This window comes from Flavobacterium sp. TSSA_36 (genome assembly GCF_051547165.1).
Classification (GTDB): Bacteria; Bacteroidota; Bacteroidia; order Flavobacteriales; family Flavobacteriaceae; genus Flavobacterium.
Map to the genome: position 1 here is coordinate 557,207 of NZ_JBPTTP010000002.1, position 18,261 is coordinate 575,467.

Below are 18,261 nucleotides of genomic sequence, written 5' to 3' on the forward strand. Positions count from 1 at the left end.
GTGCTTTAACTTGTGGATTTAAAGCTGCAAAAATAAGACAAAGCCACCCCAAACGAATAGTTCTTTCCATAATTTTTATTGATTATCAACTAGCAATATAGTAATTTTGCTTTAATAATTTTAAATAAACCAAACATGGATTTAATGGGAATGATGGGAAAACTTAAAGAAACCCAACAAAAAATAGAAGACACTAAAAAAAGATTGGACACTGTTTTGATTGACGAACAAAGTTCAGACGGCTTATTAAAAATTACAGTTACCGCGAATACCGCGATAAAATCAATCCATATTGCGGATGAATTATTGGAAGACAAAGAACAATTAGAAGATTATTTGATATTAGTGCTTAACAAAGCTATTACTAGAGCAAATCAAGTGAATCAAACGGAACTTGATGCTGTTGCCAAAATGGATATGCCTATGATTCCCGGTATGGATAATTTGTTCAAATAATAAAAAAAAGGATTTAAAGTTCAAAACTCTAAATCCTTTTTTTTAGGCTACAAACAATCGTTGCAAGGTTTCTATCACATAAGAATGCATCACTTCTCGATAATCTAAATGCGTAACAATTCTCAATTTTCCTTTACCTAGAGAACTGATTGCTATATTTTTTTGCCGTAATTTTTCTATCAACAGCGCATCACTCAAACTGGGAATTACTTTAAAAATCAAAATATTGGTTTCTACAGGTTCAACTGATGCTACCCAAGGTAACCTACTCAATAAAAGTCCTAATTCTTTGGCTCTACGATGGTCTTCTGTGAGACGCATAATATTATTTTCTAACGCATAAATACCTGCCGCTGCCAAATAACCTACTTGACGCATACCGCCTCCCAAAATTTTACGTACTCGAAGTGCTCGATGAATCGTTGCTTTATCTGCTAATAAAACCGACCCAATGGGAGCACCTAATCCTTTGGATAAACAAACAGAAATCGTATCGAATAATTTTCCATAATCTTTTGGATTTTGTCTTTTGGCAACCAAAGCGTTCCAAATTCGGGCACCATCCATATGAAATTTGAGATTATTGGCATCGCAAACTTGTTTTATGTGAACTAATGTTTCAATATCATAACAAGCGCCTCCTCCTTTATTGGTGGTATTTTCTACACATACTAAACTTGTCTTTGGGCTATGATAAAACTCGGGGTCATTAATCGCTTCTGCTACTTGACTAGCCGTAATCATACCCCTATCCCCATCCAATAAACAACAAGACACCCCGCTATTAAAAGAAACGCCCCCTCCTTCATAATTATAGACATGAGCATATTTATCCGCAATCAACTGTTCACCTGGTTGTGTATGCAATTTAATAGCCGTTTGGTTTGCCATAGTTCCAGAGGGAAAAAACAAACCTGCCTCCATGCCAAACATTGCGGCAACCCTTGCTTCTAATTCAATTACAGTGGGATCTTGTTTGTAAACATCGTCTCCCACCTCGGCTTTAAACATGTATTGCAACATTTCGGCAGAAGGCTTTGTTACCGTATCACTCACTAAATTTATTTCCATAAATAACTCCTATATCAATCACAGTAAGACCTAAGCTTGTACTGTGGTATTTTTTTTATAATTTTGCAAAACAAAAATAATAATAATTTATGACAACTACCGAACAAATTAAAGGTATTGTGGAGCGCCTTGGTGCGTTGAGGAGGTATCTTTGACGTAGATGCAAAACTCATCGAAATTGCTAACGAAGAGGAAAAAACATTTGCCCCCGACTTTTGGAACAATCCTAAAGAAGCTGAACTTGTAGTAAAAAATCTGAGAAATAAAAAAAAATGGATCGAAGATTACGACAAATCCGTAGCTCTAACTGAAGAACTACAACTAGCATTTGATTTTTACAAAGAGGGAGAACTTAGCGTTGAAGAATTAGATGAACACTATTCAATTACTGAAAATCATATAGAGGCTATTGAGTTCAAAAACATGCTTTCAGACGAAGGAGATACTTTGAGCGCCGTATTACAAATTACCGCTGGAGCCGGAGGAACAGAAAGTTGCGATTGGGCCGAAATGCTAATGCGCATGTACATCATGTGGGGAGAAAAATATGGGTATAAAATCAAAGAGTTAAACTTTCAAAAAGGAGAAGCTGCTGGAATAAAAACAGTAACCTTAGAGTTTGAAGGGGATTATTCTTTTGGCTATCTAAAAGGAGAAAATGGGGTACACCGTTTGGTTCGTATATCACCATTTGATAGTAATGCCAAACGACATACTTCTTTTGCCTCTGTATATGTCTATCCTCTTGCTGATGATACCATTCAAATCGAAATTAACCCTGCTGACATTTCATGGGAAACCATGCGGTCAAGCGGTGCTGGTGGACAAAACGTCAATAAAGTTGAAACTGCAGTTCGTTTGCGCCACCATCCAACAGGGATTATCATTGAAAACTCAGAAACTCGTTCTCAATTAGATAACAAAACCAAAGCCATGCAATTGTTAAAATCTCAATTGTATGAAATCGAATTAAAAAAGAAACAAGCACTCCGAGATGAAATTGAGGCTAAAAAAATGAAAATCGAATGGGGATCACAAATTCGTAATTATGTGATGCATCCCTATAAACTCGTAAAAGATGTTAGAACCGGGCATGAAACTAGTGATGTAGATAGTGTCATGAATGGTAACATTGATCCTTTTTTAAAATCTTTTTTAATGATGATGGGACAACGAGAAGAAGAGTAAACCCCCTCTTTCTTATAACAAAAGCGGCTTCACTTTCTTATTGAGGTCGTTTTTTTTTTCTCAAAAAAAGTCTTTTTTTTCTTATTTTTAAGTTTTTTTTAACTTTTAAAAGTTAAATTGTTAGGTATAGCCATTACAAATTCCTTTATTTGGCACCATCATACAATTAATATATTTAACCATTACATGAAATCCTTTTCTATTCAAGAGATTAATGATGTCCTAAAAGGCAAGATAGTCGGAACCCTTTGCAGCCAGATAACTGCCCCTGAACAATTAGATCTTGCTACCATCAACCAAATTTCGTTTATCGGCACTAAAAAATATGAAAAACAGTGGAGTACTTCAAATGCAAGTGCAGCTATTGTAAACGAGGATATTAGCATTGAACCTGGTGAAAATAAAGCATTTATAAAAGTAAAAAATGCTGAATTAGCCATGGCACAATTGCTCAACCTCTTTGCTCCTGAAGCACCCAAATTTGATTTTGAAGTACATCCCAATGCTACAATCGACGACAGTGTTATCCTTGGCAAAGGATCTAAAATTGGAGCAGGATGCTATTTGGGTCCTAATGTAACTATTGGAAAAAATGTGACCATTTATCCTAATGTAACTATTTTGGACCATAGTATTATAGGAGATAACTCCATTGTATGGTCAGGTGTTGTTGTTCGCGAACGTTGTCAAATTGGTTCTGATTGCATCATCCATCCTAATGCAACAATTGGAGCAGATGGTTTTGGTTTTAGAGTATGTCATGAAAAAGGATTGGTCAAAATTCCGCAAATTGGGAATGTAATCATTGGAAATTCAGTAGAAATAGGCGCCAACTCTTGTATTGATCGCGGCAAATTCAGTTCAACTATTGTGGGTGATGGTTGCAAAATCGATAACTTAGTACAAATTGGCCACAACAGTAAAATGGGGCGTTTCTGCATTATGGCGGGGCATAGTGGCTTAGCGGGTTCTGTAACCCTAGGAGATGGTGTGGTTATTGGCGGAAGCGCTTCTATTAAAGACCATACCACAATAGGTTCAGGAGCAACTGTTGGGGCAGGATCAGGGGTAACTTGTGATGTTCCAGAAGGAAAAGTGGTACTAGGTTATCCAGCAGTAGCTGTCAAAGATGCTTTACGCCAATGGGCAATTTTGAAACAACTTGTTAATGATACCCGAAAATAATTTTTTTATCAAATTCTCAAAAAAGCAACGATTCCTCGTTGCTTTTTTATTATAATTAAACAATACTTCTACAATTCCACCTTTCAACTCAAAAAATAGTAGAAAGATTTTTGTAAATTAGCTTTCTATTTATAACTAGTCAACCCATTATGGATTTAAACTTCAATAAAAACGAGGACCACAACAAACTACTTACCTCAAAAATGCGTCATAAATTAGCCCAAGTAAAACTGGGAGGAGGCGAAAAAAGAATTGAAAAATTACATGCTGAAGGCAAAATGACAGCGAGGGAGCGCATTGATTATTTATTGGATAGTAACGCTAAAAGTATCGAAATTGGAGCATTTGTTGGAGAAGGCATGTATCAAGAACACGGTGGTTGCCCTTCTGGCGGAGTGGTCATCAAAATAGGATACATTCAAGGAAAACAATGCATCGTAGTCGCTAACGATGCCACGGTAAAGGCCGGAGCGTGGTTTCCCATTACAGCCAAGAAAAACCTTAGAGCACAAGAAATTGCCATGGAAAATAGATTACCCATCATCTATCTTGTAGACAGCGCTGGGGTTTATTTGCCATTACAAGATGAAATTTTTCCAGACAAAGAACATTTTGGACGAATTTTTAGGAATAATGCGCTTATGAGCAGTATGGGAATTACTCAAATCGCGGCAGTTATGGGAAGCTGCGTGGCGGGAGGTGCTTACTTACCCATCATGAGTGACGAAGCCTTGATTGTTGACAAAACTGGAAGTATCTTTTTGGCAGGAAGCTATTTGGTTAAAGCCGCTATTGGAGAAACCATTGACAATGAAACTTTAGGCGGAGCAACGACCCATTGTGAAATATCTGGAGTAACTGATTATAAAGCCAAAGATGATAAAGAGGCACTAGATAAAATTAAAAAAATTGTAAGTAAAATAGGTGATTATGAAAAAGCAGGATACAACCGAATTCAACCAGAGAAACCTAATTTAGACGAAAAAGAGATCTATGGAATTTTACCAAAAGCCAGAAACGAACCTTACGATATGCTGGACATCATCCATCGTTTGGTTGATAATTCGGAATTTGAAGCTTACAAAGAAGGCTATGGCCAATCTTTGCTCACCGGTTATGCAAGAATTGACGGATGGGCTGTAGGCATTGTAGCTAATCAACGTAAAGTGGTTAAAACTAAAAAAGGAGAAATGCAGTTTGGTGGCGTAATTTACTCTGATTCTGCAGACAAAGCCACTCGATTTATTGCCAATTGCAACCAAAAGAAAATCCCATTAGTATTTATTCAAGATGTGACCGGATTTATGGTAGGATCAAAATCTGAACATGGAGGCATTATTAAAGACGGTGCTAAAATGGTCAATGCAGTGTCCAACTCCGTAGTTCCAAAATTCACCATTATAGTAGGGAACTCTTATGGCGCTGGTAATTATGCCATGTGTGGAAAAGCCTACGATCCTCGATTGATTGTTGCCTGGCCAAGTGCCGAATTAGCCGTGATGGGCGGAACGCAAGCCGCAAAAGTCTTAGCACAAATTGAAGCTTCTTCCTTAAAAGCCAAAGGAGAAATTATAGACGAAGCTAAAGAGACAGAATTATTCAATAAAATAAAAGCTCGCTATGACGAACAAGTTTCTCCATATTACGCTGCTTCGAGATTATGGACTGATGCGATCATCGACCCTTTAGATACTCGAAATTGGATCTCGATGGGAATAGAAGCTGCAAATCACGCTCCTATAGAAAAGAAATTTAATTTGGGAGTAATCCAAACCTAATCAAACCCCAAATAACCGACACAAAACTTAAGATTAATCTTTAAAGAATCGATGTAAAACTTTGAAGGAGAGAATGCATAACAAAACAAGTTTGGTAGCAACAAATAAACTATAAAAGCAAGACTTTATGATGAAAAGTCGACAGGAATAATCACGCTACAGTCTCACTAAACCTTATTCTCTCTTTTAAAGAATGCAGCTACCCATTGTATTCTTAAGTTAGTACTCATTCAAATTCTACTAACAATTGTCCTTTATCTACGGCATCGCCAACAGTAACTGCAATCGATTTGATTACTCCATTTCGAGGCGACTGAAAACTGTTTTCCATTTTCATTGCTCCTAAAATTAGTAAATTATCGTTTTCTTGAACGGTTTGCCCAACGCTGACATTGATTTCTAAAATTAAACCAGGCATCGGTGCTTTGATGGCGTTTACTTTTTGTACCGTACTGGTATCAAATCCCATTTCTTTAATCAAAAGATCCAAAGCGTCTGCAATGGCGACAGTATACACTGAATTGTTCACTTCAATAGTGTATTCCTTCTTATGAAAATCAGCAGCTATAATCTGAGCTTGATACCGCTTGTTTTCACTTAAAATATGAAATTGATTGTCAGTTGTCGCAACCGCATCCAGCGCATTGGCTGAGGCAGCATCGCATTCGAAATGAAAAATATCATTTACTTTTAGTTGATAACTAGTACTCATATAGAAGGCTTTTGTATCTGTAAATATACACAAAGAAAACTTATTGAAAACAACCTACGGCATCAGATTCATTGCAGCCATTGCCTTTGTTTTTTTTAGGAAAATGATCCTTCAATACTTGTATTTTTTTGTAAAAATCAACACTATAACACCAACAATCCAAAAGAGCGTAATGTTTGCATCGGTTTAGAATACCAAAACAGCTCAAAATCGGGTAAATGGTGTTCAAAATCAGTTTTAAGTTCTTGATAAGAATATACTTTAGATTGAGAAACTGCAATTTTATCTAAAATAGCAACCAACCATTCACCTTCTGCTTTATTGGTTTGAATAGCAAAACTTTCTTTCTTGTCGTGAAAGGTCAATTTCGCGAGTTCCCAAGAATTCCCTTTTTTGGATTTTGTAAAATATTCAACCGAAGGTTTTCCTCCCAACCAAACTACTTTGGCTGTAGGTTTTGTGGTGAAATTTTCTTCTTCTTGAAGCGCATTAAAAATAAAATCAGGGTGAATTTTGGTTTTTGGAATTTTGAAATCGAACCATTCTTGCAGCTCAAAGTCGAAACAAATTCCATGCATAAAATTGAACAAGGATTTCTTCAGTCCGAAACTAAAGTTTTCATGGTCAATACCTGTCTTGTCTGTATAATTAATGTCATTGATTGCAAAAATCCCTTTCTCTGAACCTTGTAAGGGAAGGAGTTCTGGTGTAACACCAAATTGTTCAGGATACAATCCCACTGGGCTATGGGCAGTCATCGCAAACTGGTGCCAAAATCCGGATTGCAACACTCCCGCTTCAAACAATTGACGGACCATTTCGAGACTGTCTATCGTTTCTTGAACCGTTTGGGTGGGATAACCGTACATCAAATACGCATGCACCATAATACCTGATTCTGTAAAATTGCGAGTCACTTTGGCCACTTGCTCAACGGTTACTCCTTTATCAATTAATTGTAACAAACGATCAGAAGCTACTTCCAAACCACCTGAAACTGCTATACAACCCGAAGCCTTGAGCAATCGACATAAATCGGCCGAAAAACTTTTCTCAAAACGTATATTCGTCCACCAAGTAACCGATAGTTTTCGGCGTAAAATTTCGAGCGCTAAAGCTCGCATTAAAGCTGGTGGTGCTGCTTCGTCAACAAAATGAAAGCCATTCTGACCTGTTTGTGTCATCATTTCTTCCATTCGGTCGCACAACAAATTGGCGGCTATCGGTTCGTAGATTTTGATGTAATCCAAAGAAATGTCACAAAAAGTACATTTGCCCCAATAACAGCCATGCGCCATCGTCAACTTGTTCCAACGACCATCACTCCACATTCGATGCATTGGATTCACCACTTCGATTACCGAAATGTATTGATCCAACAGCAAATCTGTATAATCTGGAGTACCTACTTGCGATTGTTTATAATCTGGTCTGGTGGAATTGTTTTTATAAATGACTTTTCCGTCTTCTAGCAGAAAAGTTCGTTTGTACTGCTTCTCGACTGCGCTCGAGGTGATAGCATTGATAAGTTCTTCTATTGGTACTTCGCCATCATCCAAGGTAATAAAATCGAAAAAATCAAACACTCGAGCATCTGAAAGCGAACGCAATTCGGTATTAGGAAAGCCACCTCCCATAGCAATTTTGATATTCGGATAGTGCTTTTTCACCCATTGTGCCGAACGAAAAGCGCTGTACAAATTCCCAGGAAAGGGTACAGAAATCAGCAATAATTCTGGTTGAATTCTGGCTATTTTTTCTTCTAAAATAGACACTAAAATTCCATCAATATAGCTAGGTTCCTTTTGCAATGCTTCGTATAACTCGTCGAATGAATTAGCGCTTCGACCCAAACGTTCAGCATAGCGACTAAACCCAAAATTTTCATCGACACATTCGACAATAAAATCTGAAATGTCTTCAAGGTACAAAGTTGCCAAATGTTTGGCTTTATCCTGTGTTCCCATCGTACCAAAAGCCCAATCCATCCCGACATCATTCGGGACCTCCAATTGCGCAAAACGTGACGCTTCGGGCAAATAATCTTCTTGACAAATTTGCAAAGCCAAGGTTGGATTTTTGCCTTGCAAAAAAGCAATTACTGGATCTATGGTTTTGATATACTCGTCCCAAAGTGCTACTATTCTTTTCGCATTATCAGACAAGTCGCGAGTTCCCCCTTTGGGGGCTAGGGGGCTCAATCCTTCTTTCGAAAACAATTTCAAAATCACCTCAATGCCTAAATCCGCTTGCTCCGATGGTACTTCAAGGGTATTCAAAAAACCTTTGATATAAGCGGTCGCTGGATACGGGGTATTCAGTTGCGTAAACGGTGGGGTGATGAGGAAGAGTTTTGGTTTCAAGACGGTATTGTTTTGATGCAAAAATAAGGGATTAATCTTTCTTTAGCTCTTTAAATTTAAAATAGGAATATCCAACTGGAACTACGGTAATAATACCTGTAACTGTTAAGATAAGATACGCTATAAAATCTTCTGGAATAAAAAAACAAAAAATAGTAATCACTGCTCCACCTATTACCCATAATTTTCCTGCCATTTGATGGGTTAGCTTCCAAACTTCTTCGCTCTCTAACGTCCAAGGAGTTTTAATTCCTACAAAATAGTTCTGTTTAATGACTTTAAAATAATTTCCTAAAGCCATAAACAGAAAACCAATTAAAGAAACAATGATGACAGGACTAGACATAGATTGATTTTTTGCACTGAACAAAATAAATAAAGCTAGTACTGAAGTGAAGAAAACTAATATTAATCTAAGGCTTTTGTATTTATTACCCATAGTATCGATCTTGTTTTTGGGGTCAATTTTAGGAACCAACAACATAATTCCATAAGCTAAAACTGGCAATACAAAAAGAAGTCCTATTAAAGAATACCTACTGCCCCAATCATCAATTTCTCCGTTTAAATTCCAATGAATAGGCACTTTTTCTGGTAAGGAATTCCATATAAAAGCCAAATAAATAAAGGGAATTAGCACTATAAGTATTGAAAACCATTCTTTTTGTAACGTATTTTTCATGATTGAGTTTATTTTTTAAAAGTTAAAATCCATTGTAGAACATCATCCATTATGGTGGTGTTGATTGAATAAATCACAAACTGACCCGATTTTTGAGAAGTAATTAAATCGGCTTGCTTCAATAAATCCAAATGATGCGAGATACTGGGTTTACTGATATTAAAATGATCCGAAATTTCTCCAGCAGTTCTGTCCTTTTCTTTCAAAAGATCCAGAATTTCGCGCCTTGTGGCATCATTAAGGGCTTTAAAAATGACGTTCATCAATTTATGATTATATATTTAGACAAATATCTAAATATTATTTTAAAAGCACACGAAAAACTTACATTATTTTTTAAAATTAAAATTGATGACTTTTTCTAGAAATCATAAAAAGAGAACCTAAACTCAACAAAGCAGCCCCAGTCAAATAATACCCCACATACGAAATATCATAATCTGTGGCCAACCAAATGGCAATCATAGGAGCAAAAGCAGCACCAAATATTCCGGCTAAATTAAAGGTCAAGGAAGCTCCTGAATAGCGGACTTGTGTTGGAAACAACTCAGACAAAAAGGTGCCTAAAGGACCATAGGTAAATCCCATCAAGGCCATTCCAATACAAACAAAAACAGTGACTAGTACAGCACTACCTGAACTAAGAAAAAATTGGAAGAAAAAACCAAAAACAGCTATGGCAATAGTAGCCAAAACCAGCATTTTTCTGCGCCCAATGGCATCTGCAACCACTGCCGAAACAGGAATAAACAGCGCAAAAAAGAGCACGGAAAACAACTGAATCAACAGAGCATCTCTTTTGGTGAAACCCAAATCAGAGGTCGCCCAACTTAACGTAAATACTGTCATTAAGTAAAAAACCAAAAAAGTAGTCACTGCTGCCAATGTTCCAAAAATCAATTGATTCTTGTAAGAGGTAAGCAAAGTAAGAAACGGTATTTTCACTTCTTTTGCTACTTTTTTAGCCTGCTCAAAAGAAGGTGTTTCAGAAATTTTAGTTCGAATATAAAAACCAATTACTACCAAAAGAGAACTGGCTATAAAAGGAATGCGCCAACCATAATTCATAAAATCTTCGTTGGTCATACTATCCGTTAAAAGCAAAAAAGTCCCGCCTGAGAGCAACAAACCTATAGGAGCACCTAACTGTGGGAACATGCCATACCAAGCTCTTTTATGGGGTGGTGCATTTTCGATGGCTAGTAATACAGCTCCACCCCATTCTCCTCCAAGACCAACGCCTTGTCCAAAACGACACAGCATCAACAACAAAGGTGCGGCTATACCTATACTAGCATAACTTGGCAGAAAACCAATAGCAACAGTAGAAACTCCCATAGTAAGTAATGCGGCTACCAAGGTAAATTTACGACCTATCTTATCTCCAAAATGTCCAAAAAAAGCCGAACCCAAAGGTCTTGACAAAAAAGCAATAGAAAACGTAGCGAGTGACTGTAACGTAGCCATAGTAGCATCGGTACTCGGAAAAAAAAGTTGTGGAAAAACCAATACCGCGGCATTGGCATAAATATAAAAATCAAAAAACTCAATGGTCGTTCCTATCAAACTGCCAAAAAGTACATGCTGCAATGAATTTTTTCCTTTAGAAGGAGTATCTGTGGTCATTTGTGGTGGTTTTAGTTAGTGATTTAGAATTACAATAATCTATTCGGAAAATTAAAATAAAGTTTTACCCACATAAAATCACAGATTAACATTAAATCGGTAAAGAATAGATAGAAATAACACTATTTCAAACATAGCATAACTATGTGAATAGTAAAACGTCTATCTTCTTCTTTTTAAAACTATAAATTCTATGTTTCTTCTATGTGGTAAAAAATAATTTCACCCAACGGGTTACAATAATAAGTTAAAATGCATTGCTATTCAAAAAGGGAAGCTATTAAATTCCGCTTTTTTTGGTAATTTAGCCCTAAATCTATTTTAATTATGCCATCCGACTGTATCAGCTTTCAAAATTCCGGGTATTTTTCCTCACTAATCAATGATTATTTAGACCAAAAACCAAACGTACAGCCTTTGTACCATCGATTCCCAACTCTTGAAAACTTTGGCCCTCAAATAGAAGAAAAGAAAGCTAACTTCGATGACAATAAAAGAGTTGTTTTAGTTGCTACTTTAGAAGCCCAATATGCCAAAATCAATGCTTCAACGGCAACCTTAAACAACATCAAACTTTTAAATCATTCCAATACCTATACCATTACAACAGGTCATCAACTGAATTTATTCAGCGGACCTTTGTATTTTCTATATAAAATCATTTCGACCATCAATCTAACTAAGGAATTAGAACAACAATATCCTGAACAAAATTTTGTTCCAGTCTATTGGATGGCTACCGAAGACCATGATTTTGAAGAAATCAATTACTTTACTTTCAAAGGAAAAAAATTCTGTTGGAACAGAGAAAGTACTGGACCAGTAGGCCGATTATCTACTGAAGGTCTCGAAGATTTTTTAGCGATTTTTGCACTAGAGTTAGGGAGCAGTACCAATGCCGAAACGCTAAAAAATTTATTTCAAGAAGCCTATTTGAAGTACACCAATCTAGCAGACGCAACTAGATATTTGGCCAATGCTCTATTTAGCGATTACGGATTAGTCATTTTGGATGCTGATGACGCCAATTTAAAAAGACAATTTATTCCATTCATTAAGGAAGAGATACTTAAGCAAACGGCTTTTTCAAAAGTGAATGAAACTATCCATCAAATGGGTAATTACACTGTTCAAGTGAATCCTCGTGAAATCAATTTGTTTTATATAGAAGATGACTTGAGAGAGCGTATTATTTTCGAAGATGGTGGTTACAAAATAAACAATACTAAACGTCATTTTTCAGAACAAGAACTACTCGCTGAATTGGAACTTCATCCCGAAAAATTTAGCCCAAATGTAGTGATGCGTCCTTTATATCAAGAAGTTATTCTGCCTAATTTGGCCTACATTGGCGGTGGCGGAGAAATAGCTTATTGGTTAGAGCTAAAATCATTTTTTGATGCGGTAAAGGTGACTTTCCCAATGCTTATCGTACGTAACTCCGTAGTTTTGGCTACTGAAAAACAGCTCAAAAAAGCAGATGCCTTAGCCTTGAATTGGAGCGATTTATTCCAAAAACAAGCGCAATTAATCAACTACAAAACCAAACAATTATCGGAATTTGCCATCGATTTGAGCGATTTGAAACAGCAATTACAACAGCAGTTTCAAGCCCTAAATGAACTCGCTTCCAAAACCGATCGTTCTTTCGAAGGTGCCGTCAAAGCACAGGAAGTAAAACAAACCAAAGGACTAGAACAACTTGAAAAACGATTGTTAAAAGCACAAAAACGAAAATTAGCCGATAGTTTGAACCGAATCACGGCACTTCAAAATGACCTTTTCCCCAACCAAAGTTTGCAAGAACGTCAAGCTAATTTTGCAGAATTCTATTTAGAAAATGGCGAGATATTGATTCAAAAACTGATCCAAAAAATACAGCCACTAGCAACGCATTTCACAATAATAACATTCTAAAACATATAGATTGTTAATTAAATTCGTCTTTTACTAATCGGAATTGATAAAAAAGTATATTTTTGCTCCGAATTTAAAAAAACCCAAATAATGACTACGAATAGAACATTCACAATGATCAAACCTGATGCTGTAGCAAACGGACACATCGGAAACATTTTAGCTATGATTACTAATGCAGGTTTCAAAATCGTTTCTTTGAAACTTACTCAATTAACTGTGGCTGATGCTCAAGCTTTTTATGCAGTACACGCAGCAAGACCATTTTATGGAGAATTGGTAGAATTTATGTCTCGTGGTCCAATCGTGGCTGCTATCTTAGAAAAAGAAAATGCTGTAGAAGATTTCAGAACTTTAATTGGAGCAACTAATCCTGCTGAAGCTGCAGAAGGAACTATCCGTAAAGCTTACGCAACTTCTATTGGTGAGAATGCCGTTCACGGTTCAGACAGCGACGAAAATGCTGCCATCGAAGGTGCTTTCCATTTTGCAGGAAGAGAACAATTCTAAATCAGTATTCAGTAAACAGTTTTTAGTGGACAGTAAAATGTACTGAAAATAGGTATATCATAAAAAAATCCCATTTTGTCATAAAACAAAATGGGATTTTTTATTACGAGAAAATAATAATTCAATAAACGGTATTTTATAACTTCAGAAAACTGAACACTAAATTACTGAACCCTGACCACTTTTACACTATCTCAACACCACATCTCTCACCACATCACGACGTAATTCTTCATTAATCATGGTAATAATTTTGGATTTTCCATGGCTTAATTCTTCCCTTAGAACTGATGAAGTTAAAGCTACATAAAGCGTACTACCCTTCAAAACCACATCTTTAGTATACGAATTTACACCGTTGCCCATCAAATTTTTCCAAGCTTCACGTACGTCAATTTCATTAAGCCCGGTTTGCAATTTATTAACTTCAATAATATGCTTCAAAACATCACCTACCGTATTCTGATTATTCAGTCTTTTTGCCATTATCAATAATTTTTATCGGACCCGTTTTTTTATAATGATATTCTCTTTGTTCATCATTTCGCAATACTAATTCTTTGGCAGTAATACTTACCAACTCTTCTGACCACTGCGTAAAATCAGTCTTGAATTCAAGAAAAATTTGATCATTTTTCTCTCGAACACGAATCGTCTCTACCAAATCATTCGCCTGAAACGTACCGTCTAATTGTGGCATTACTTTCTTTCGAAATCCAGTATCTCCTTTTATTTCAAAATAATCAAAACTATCATTGGTCGAATATTCTTTATCCTTTCCTTGCTCAAAAACCACTTTTTCAATCTCCCAATACCCATTCAACAAAGTCACCGATTCCTTTTCAACTTTAGGCTGGCACCCTAAAAAAAACAAACAAAGGGTAACTACTACAATTACTTTTTTCATATTTTATTAACTTATATTTTTAGGAGCTGCTTCCTGCTGTCCACTAAATCTTGTGGTCCCGAACCCCGAGACCACGAGGATCCGTTCCCATCAGGGCTAGTGAATCGAGCAAAACCAGACACATTTATCAGACCACAAAGTACGAAGAAAACAAATTAGGAAACAAAAAATAGAAGGGTTTCATTAAACTATTTTTGCCTAATCTAATCCAATCCTAGATTACAACGGGACTTAAAATTCTGCAAAGTCAGACACATTTTCGCAGTTTTTCATAAGGAAGACTTCGGAGAGCGGGGGTTTAAAATAGCTCGAAGTTGGAGACGTTCGAGCAGCGGTATCGGGGCAAAACAAAGTTTATTTCTTGACGATATTTCTATTAAATCGGTTTGTTCTTCGGATTTCTATGAGTGCAAAAAACCGCATAAACTATAATTTTATACTCTTCAATTTCGTAAATGACAACATAAGGAAAATCTTTTATAAAAGCTTCTCTATAAGGACTTCTTTTTATCTGATAATGTTCCGGATATTGCCTTACCCTTTCCAAGTAAGTTTCTAAAGTATCCAAAAAACGTTCACCCAATCCTACTCTATTTTCTTCATAATAATCATATGCCTCTACAATGTCTAAGGAAGCTTCTTCTTTAATTTCTAATTGATACTCCATAGTTAAGAAGAAATATTTTTTCTAACTTCATCCCAGGAATAGGATTTACTTTTTCCTTGTAAATGATTTGCTCTGCGAACGTCTACTATTTTATAATCGCTTTCTGTAAGTTGTTCTTGCTCTTCTTCTAAAATTGCTTTTATTTTATTTAAAACAGATGCTTTTCTAGTGCTTAAAAGCATTTCTATCAATTCCATTTTTGTTAATTGCAAGTCCATAATTCCTATATTTTAGTATTTCAAAGATAATTGTTTTGATTTGGATTTACTAACCCGATAGCGCGGATTTGCAATCCGTGCCCACAACGAGCCACAAACATAATCAGTGACCACAAAGCAAATCTACTCCAAAACAAAGAAATACAAGTTATTTTTTTTTCATTTTGTAGCTTTTATTGTATTTTTAAATAAAAAAATGTCAACAAAGTATAAAGCAACAACAACAGATCAGGCGTATTTTATAACCATAACAACAGTAGGTTGGGTTGATATATTTACACGACTCAACCAAAAGTACAATATTGTTAATGCTTTGCAATATTGTCAGGAGAAAAAAGGACTTGAAATTTACGCGTATTGCATTATGCACAGTCATATCCATTTAATGTGCAAAGCCACGAATGGTTTTATTTTATCTGATGTCATGCGTGATTTTAAAAAATTTACCTCCAAAAAAATTATTCAAACTATTATAGAAGAACCTGAAAGTAGAAGGGAGTGGCTATTGACTTATTTTGAAAAAGCGTGTGCCCATCTTAAGAGAAATCAAAGTTATAAAGTATGGCAAGACGGCTATCACGCTGAAATAATAGAAACCAATTGGTTCATAAAACAAAAAGTGAATTATATCCACAATAATCCTGTAAAAGAGAAAGTAGTTAGCTCACCTGAAGATTACTATTTTAGTTCTGCTAGAAATTATGCGGGGTTGGACAATGATTTAAAGGTCATAATGTTGGATTTATTTTAGATTGTTGATGCACTGTGTGGGAACGGATTGCAAATCCGCGCTATCCAACCGAAGAAATTTATGCCATATCCGAGCGATCGGGAACCAAAAGGGCGTCGTTTTCCTTTCATTGCTAGAAAAACAATGCTCAATAACAAGTTTACACTAATTACAAAGTACGCCTAAATCAAGTAAAGAAACAAAGAAAAACAGCTTATTTCACATTTTAAAACAAAAAGGAAAGCAACTAAAAGAAAATTAAAAAGATGGAAAAGCAACAAACAAGTACAAAAAAAGCAAGAAAAAAATCAGCTTTTATCAAATTTTACTTCGCACTAAACTTCTTATAAATACCAATTAAAAAAAGAACCACGCCTGCTCCTAAAAAAGCACCGTAAACAAACTGATTCTTATCTCTCATTAAATTAGCTAGCACAAGAAAGATTAAACTAATGAAGTAAAGATATAAAGGACTCAAATTTTTCATACCAAACTATTTAAAGAAAGAATCTACAAACTCAAACTTATTAAATACTTGTAAATCTTCAATTCCCTCACCTACGCCAATATATTTTACAGGAATCTGGAACTGATCCGAAATACCAATAACAACACCACCTTTGGCCGTTCCGTCTAATTTAGTAACCGCAAGAGAAGTAACTTCAGTAGCAGCTGTAAATTGTTTGGCTTGCTCAAAAGCGTTTTGACCGGTAGAACCATCCAATACCAAAAGTACATCATGAGGCGCATCAGCAACCACTTTTTGCATCACACGCTTCACTTTAGACAATTCGTTCATCAAATTGATTTTATTATGCAAACGTCCAGCAGTATCAATAATCACTACGTCGGCATTTTGAGCCACGGCTGACTGTAGTGTATCAAAAGCTACAGAAGCGGGATCACTTCCCATTTCCTGGCGTACAATAGGTACTCCAACACGGTCTGCCCAAATCTGCAATTGATCGATGGCTGCCGCTCGGAAAGTATCTGCTGCACCAAGCACTACATTGTAACCTGATTTTTTAAATTGATAAGCCAATTTGCCAATTGTGGTGGTTTTCCCCACGCCATTTACACCTACCACCATCAATATATAAGGTTTGGCATTCACTGGAACAACAAACTCTGTTGCTTCACCATTATTGGTTTCAGATAACAAACCAGCAATTTCTTCTTGAAGAATTCTATTTAACTCCTCAACGCCTAAATATTTATCTTCAGCTACGCGCTTTTCAATACGAGTAATAATTTTTAAAGTAGTAGCAACTCCAACATCTGAGGCAACTAATATCTCCTCCAAATTATCCAATACATCATCATCAACCTTCGACTTTCCAGCAACGGCTTTGGTTAATTTAGTAAAAAAGTTGACTTTCGTTTTTTCAAGACCTTTATCTAAAGTCTCTTTCTTTTCAGTAGAAAATATACGTTTAAAAAAACTCATTTTTTGTTAGGTTAAGTAAGTCATAAAAGGAAAAATTCCTTAAATTATTTGAAAGGGTAAATATAAAAAATAAAAAAGCTACTTCCGAGAGAAAGTAGCTTTTATATAAATTGTATGTGAATTATTTCTTTTTCAAGAATTCATCAACTGCTTCAGGAGCCATAATAGATTCTACGAATGTATAAGCACCAGTTTTTGGAGATTTTACCATTTTAATGGCTTTTGATAATCTCTTAGAAGCGGTTTGTAACGATGCTACGGTTTTCTTTGCCATGATTCAAATGTTATTTGTATTTTAAAAAATTTCAAAATCATTTGAAACTTCTTAAAACTTCTAGTTATTACTTAATTTCTTTGTGAACAGTTACTCTTTTCAAGATTGGATTAAATTTTTTAATCTCTAATCTGTCTGGAGTATTTTTTTTGTTCTTTGTTGTAATGTATCTTGAAGTACCCGCAACACCAGAAGTTTTGTGTTCAGTACATTCTAAAATTACTTGGATTCTATTACCTTTCTTTGCCATCTTGCTATATATTTATTTAGGAAAAAGATTATTTTATAAATCCTTCAGACTGTGCTTTTTTCAAAACAGCTGCAATTCCATTTTTGTTAATTGTTTTTATCGTAGATGCTGCTACTCTAAGAGTAATCCATCTATCTTCTTCTGGAAGATAAAAACGCTTTTTCACTAAGTTTACAGAAAACTTTCTCTTAGTTTTATTCATAGCGTGAGAAACGTTATTTCCTACCATCGCTCTTTTACCTGTAAGGTCACAAACTCTTGACATTATGCTTATCTTTTA

General features: G+C 35.7%; 21 protein-coding genes. 7 read left to right on the forward strand and 14 right to left on the reverse strand.

Annotation, left to right across the window (positions count from 1 at the left end; all coding sequences use genetic code 11):
* Positions 1-135 precede the first annotated feature (135 nt).
* On the forward strand, positions 136-456 hold the full coding sequence (locus ACSVH7_RS06435) for a YbaB/EbfC family nucleoid-associated protein (RefSeq protein WP_438065866.1): 321 nt from the start codon (positions 136-138) through the stop codon (positions 454-456).
* 42 nt (positions 457-498) lie between these two features.
* Here the strand turns inward: ACSVH7_RS06435 and ACSVH7_RS06440 are convergent, their stop codons facing one another.
* A complete protein-coding gene (locus ACSVH7_RS06440; RefSeq protein WP_438065867.1) occupies positions 499-1,527 on the reverse strand; it encodes a threonine aldolase family protein in 1,029 nt (342 codons plus the stop codon).
* Positions 1,528-1,616: 89 nt separating this feature from the next.
* On the opposite strand from ACSVH7_RS06440, the gene prfB reads away from it, so the two are divergent.
* From prfB to ACSVH7_RS06455, 3 genes are all read left to right on the forward strand, one after another.
* Positions 1,617-2,715, forward strand: a protein-coding gene (gene prfB, locus ACSVH7_RS06445; RefSeq protein WP_438065869.1) for a peptide chain release factor 2 whose coding sequence is annotated in 2 segments (ribosomal slippage) — positions 1,617-1,679 and positions 1,681-2,715 — 1,098 coding nt in all. Because the reading frame shifts where the segments join, the coding sequence is not laid out codon by codon here.
* A 186-nt stretch (positions 2,716-2,901) separates the two neighbouring features.
* Positions 2,902-3,900 (forward strand): UDP-3-O-(3-hydroxymyristoyl)glucosamine N-acyltransferase, encoded by a 999-nt coding sequence (lpxD, locus tag ACSVH7_RS06450; RefSeq protein WP_438065870.1) that lies wholly within the window; start codon positions 2,902-2,904, stop codon positions 3,898-3,900.
* A 149-nt stretch (positions 3,901-4,049) separates the two neighbouring features.
* Positions 4,050-5,678 (forward strand): acyl-CoA carboxylase subunit beta, encoded by a 1,629-nt coding sequence (locus ACSVH7_RS06455; protein ID WP_438065872.1) that lies wholly within the window; start codon positions 4,050-4,052, stop codon positions 5,676-5,678.
* A 226-nt stretch (positions 5,679-5,904) separates the two neighbouring features.
* On the opposite strand, the gene ACSVH7_RS06460 is transcribed toward ACSVH7_RS06455, so the two are convergent.
* From ACSVH7_RS06460 to ACSVH7_RS06480, 5 genes are all read right to left on the reverse strand, one after another.
* On the reverse strand, positions 5,905-6,390 hold the full coding sequence (locus tag ACSVH7_RS06460) for an acetyl-CoA carboxylase biotin carboxyl carrier protein subunit (RefSeq protein ID WP_438065873.1): 486 nt from the start codon (positions 6,388-6,390) through the stop codon (positions 5,905-5,907).
* A gap of 143 nt (positions 6,391-6,533) precedes the next feature.
* The gene (locus tag ACSVH7_RS06465; protein WP_438065874.1) at positions 6,534-8,753 is read right to left on the reverse strand and encodes a B12-binding domain-containing radical SAM protein; all 2,220 of its coding nucleotides are present in this window, start codon (positions 8,751-8,753) and stop codon (positions 6,534-6,536) included.
* 31 nt (positions 8,754-8,784) lie between these two features.
* Positions 8,785-9,435: an SdpI family protein gene (locus tag ACSVH7_RS06470; protein ID WP_438065875.1), complete on the reverse strand. Its 651-nt coding sequence runs from the start codon at positions 9,433-9,435 to the stop codon at positions 8,785-8,787.
* An 8-nt stretch (positions 9,436-9,443) separates the two neighbouring features.
* Positions 9,444-9,698: an autorepressor SdpR family transcription factor gene (locus tag ACSVH7_RS06475; RefSeq protein WP_438065877.1), complete on the reverse strand. Its 255-nt coding sequence runs from the start codon at positions 9,696-9,698 to the stop codon at positions 9,444-9,446.
* A 79-nt stretch (positions 9,699-9,777) separates the two neighbouring features.
* Entirely contained in the window at positions 9,778-11,061 is a 1,284-nt protein-coding gene (locus ACSVH7_RS06480; RefSeq protein ID WP_438065879.1) for an MFS transporter, read from the reverse strand.
* Between the two features lie 327 nt (positions 11,062-11,388).
* Between ACSVH7_RS06480 and bshC the strand changes: the two genes are divergently transcribed.
* Together bshC and ACSVH7_RS06490 are read left to right on the forward strand one after the other, a co-directional pair.
* Positions 11,389-12,978 (forward strand): bacillithiol biosynthesis cysteine-adding enzyme BshC, encoded by a 1,590-nt coding sequence (bshC, locus tag ACSVH7_RS06485; RefSeq protein ID WP_438065881.1) that lies wholly within the window; start codon positions 11,389-11,391, stop codon positions 12,976-12,978.
* A gap of 90 nt (positions 12,979-13,068) precedes the next feature.
* Complete coding sequence (locus tag ACSVH7_RS06490; protein ID WP_438065882.1) at positions 13,069-13,488, forward strand: nucleoside-diphosphate kinase; 420 nt, start codon at positions 13,069-13,071, stop codon at positions 13,486-13,488.
* Positions 13,489-13,677: 189 nt separating this feature from the next.
* Here the strand turns inward: ACSVH7_RS06490 and ACSVH7_RS06495 are convergent, their stop codons facing one another.
* The 4 genes from ACSVH7_RS06495 to ACSVH7_RS06510 form a co-directional block, all read right to left on the reverse strand.
* Positions 13,678-13,974, reverse strand: coding sequence for a DUF721 domain-containing protein (locus ACSVH7_RS06495; protein WP_438065883.1), 297 nt, complete (start codon positions 13,972-13,974; stop codon positions 13,678-13,680).
* A complete protein-coding gene (locus ACSVH7_RS06500) occupies positions 13,955-14,395 on the reverse strand; it encodes a lipocalin family protein (protein WP_438065885.1) in 441 nt (146 codons plus the stop codon). The genes ACSVH7_RS06495 and ACSVH7_RS06500 overlap by 20 nt, the downstream gene beginning before the upstream one ends.
* A 376-nt stretch (positions 14,396-14,771) precedes the next feature.
* Positions 14,772-15,062 (reverse strand): type II toxin-antitoxin system RelE/ParE family toxin, encoded by a 291-nt coding sequence (locus ACSVH7_RS06505; protein WP_438065886.1) that lies wholly within the window; start codon positions 15,060-15,062, stop codon positions 14,772-14,774.
* Between the two features lie 2 nt (positions 15,063-15,064).
* Complete coding sequence (locus tag ACSVH7_RS06510) at positions 15,065-15,280, reverse strand: hypothetical protein (protein ID WP_438065887.1); 216 nt, start codon at positions 15,278-15,280, stop codon at positions 15,065-15,067.
* Positions 15,281-15,476: 196 nt separating this feature from the next.
* Here ACSVH7_RS06510 and ACSVH7_RS06515 point away from each other — a divergent pair, with 196 nt between their 5' ends.
* Entirely contained in the window at positions 15,477-16,031 is a 555-nt protein-coding gene (locus tag ACSVH7_RS06515; RefSeq protein WP_438065889.1) for an REP-associated tyrosine transposase, read from the forward strand.
* Positions 16,032-16,503: 472 nt separating this feature from the next.
* Here ACSVH7_RS06515 and ftsY read toward each other — a convergent pair whose 3' ends face one another.
* The 4 genes from ftsY to rpmB form a co-directional block, all read right to left on the reverse strand.
* On the reverse strand, positions 16,504-17,457 hold the full coding sequence (ftsY, locus tag ACSVH7_RS06520; RefSeq protein WP_438065891.1) for a signal recognition particle-docking protein FtsY: 954 nt from the start codon (positions 17,455-17,457) through the stop codon (positions 16,504-16,506).
* A 121-nt stretch (positions 17,458-17,578) separates the two neighbouring features.
* Positions 17,579-17,731 carry a DUF4295 domain-containing protein gene (locus ACSVH7_RS06525; RefSeq protein ID WP_066310049.1) on the reverse strand — a complete coding sequence of 51 codons (153 nt, stop codon included), beginning with the start codon at positions 17,729-17,731 and terminating at the stop codon, positions 17,579-17,581.
* A gap of 67 nt (positions 17,732-17,798) precedes the next feature.
* Positions 17,799-17,981, reverse strand: coding sequence for a 50S ribosomal protein L33 (gene rpmG / locus ACSVH7_RS06530; RefSeq protein ID WP_017495179.1), 183 nt, complete (start codon positions 17,979-17,981; stop codon positions 17,799-17,801).
* A 28-nt stretch (positions 17,982-18,009) separates the two neighbouring features.
* Positions 18,010-18,246: a 50S ribosomal protein L28 gene (gene rpmB, locus ACSVH7_RS06535; protein WP_024980263.1), complete on the reverse strand. Its 237-nt coding sequence runs from the start codon at positions 18,244-18,246 to the stop codon at positions 18,010-18,012.
* Positions 18,247-18,261 lie beyond the last annotated feature (15 nt).

Bases quoted from the DNA above. Each gene is read 5' to 3' on its own strand.
- ACSVH7_RS06455 (WP_438065872.1), top strand. From the start codon at position 4,050: ATGGATTTAAACTTCAATAAAAACGAGGACCACAACAAACTACTTACC.
- ACSVH7_RS06440 (WP_438065867.1), bottom strand. From the start codon at position 1,527: ATGGAAATAAATTTAGTGAGTGATACGGTAACAAAGCCTTCTGCCGAA.
- ACSVH7_RS06515 (WP_438065889.1), top strand. From the start codon at position 15,477: ATGTCAACAAAGTATAAAGCAACAACAACAGATCAGGCGTATTTTATA.
- lpxD (WP_438065870.1), top strand. From the start codon at position 2,902: ATGAAATCCTTTTCTATTCAAGAGATTAATGATGTCCTAAAAGGCAAG.
- bshC (WP_438065881.1), top strand. From the start codon at position 11,389: ATGCCATCCGACTGTATCAGCTTTCAAAATTCCGGGTATTTTTCCTCA.
- ftsY (WP_438065891.1), bottom strand. From the start codon at position 17,457: ATGAGTTTTTTTAAACGTATATTTTCTACTGAAAAGAAAGAGACTTTA.
- ACSVH7_RS06505 (WP_438065886.1), bottom strand. From the start codon at position 15,062: ATGGAGTATCAATTAGAAATTAAAGAAGAAGCTTCCTTAGACATTGTA.
- ACSVH7_RS06490 (WP_438065882.1), top strand. From the start codon at position 13,069: ATGACTACGAATAGAACATTCACAATGATCAAACCTGATGCTGTAGCA.
- ACSVH7_RS06475 (WP_438065877.1), bottom strand. From the start codon at position 9,698: ATGAACGTCATTTTTAAAGCCCTTAATGATGCCACAAGGCGCGAAATT.
- rpmG (WP_017495179.1), bottom strand. From the start codon at position 17,981: ATGGCAAAGAAAGGTAATAGAATCCAAGTAATTTTAGAATGTACTGAA.
- ACSVH7_RS06460 (WP_438065873.1), bottom strand. From the start codon at position 6,390: ATGAGTACTAGTTATCAACTAAAAGTAAATGATATTTTTCATTTCGAA.
- rpmB (WP_024980263.1), bottom strand. From the start codon at position 18,246: ATGTCAAGAGTTTGTGACCTTACAGGTAAAAGAGCGATGGTAGGAAAT.
- ACSVH7_RS06510 (WP_438065887.1), bottom strand. From the start codon at position 15,280: ATGGACTTGCAATTAACAAAAATGGAATTGATAGAAATGCTTTTAAGC.
- ACSVH7_RS06525 (WP_066310049.1), bottom strand. From the start codon at position 17,731: ATGGCAAAGAAAACCGTAGCATCGTTACAAACCGCTTCTAAGAGATTA.
- ACSVH7_RS06435 (WP_438065866.1), top strand. From the start codon at position 136: ATGGATTTAATGGGAATGATGGGAAAACTTAAAGAAACCCAACAAAAA.
- ACSVH7_RS06480 (WP_438065879.1), bottom strand. From the start codon at position 11,061: ATGACCACAGATACTCCTTCTAAAGGAAAAAATTCATTGCAGCATGTA.
- ACSVH7_RS06495 (WP_438065883.1), bottom strand. From the start codon at position 13,974: ATGGCAAAAAGACTGAATAATCAGAATACGGTAGGTGATGTTTTGAAG.
- ACSVH7_RS06500 (WP_438065885.1), bottom strand. From the start codon at position 14,395: ATGAAAAAAGTAATTGTAGTAGTTACCCTTTGTTTGTTTTTTTTAGGG.
- ACSVH7_RS06470 (WP_438065875.1), bottom strand. From the start codon at position 9,435: ATGAAAAATACGTTACAAAAAGAATGGTTTTCAATACTTATAGTGCTA.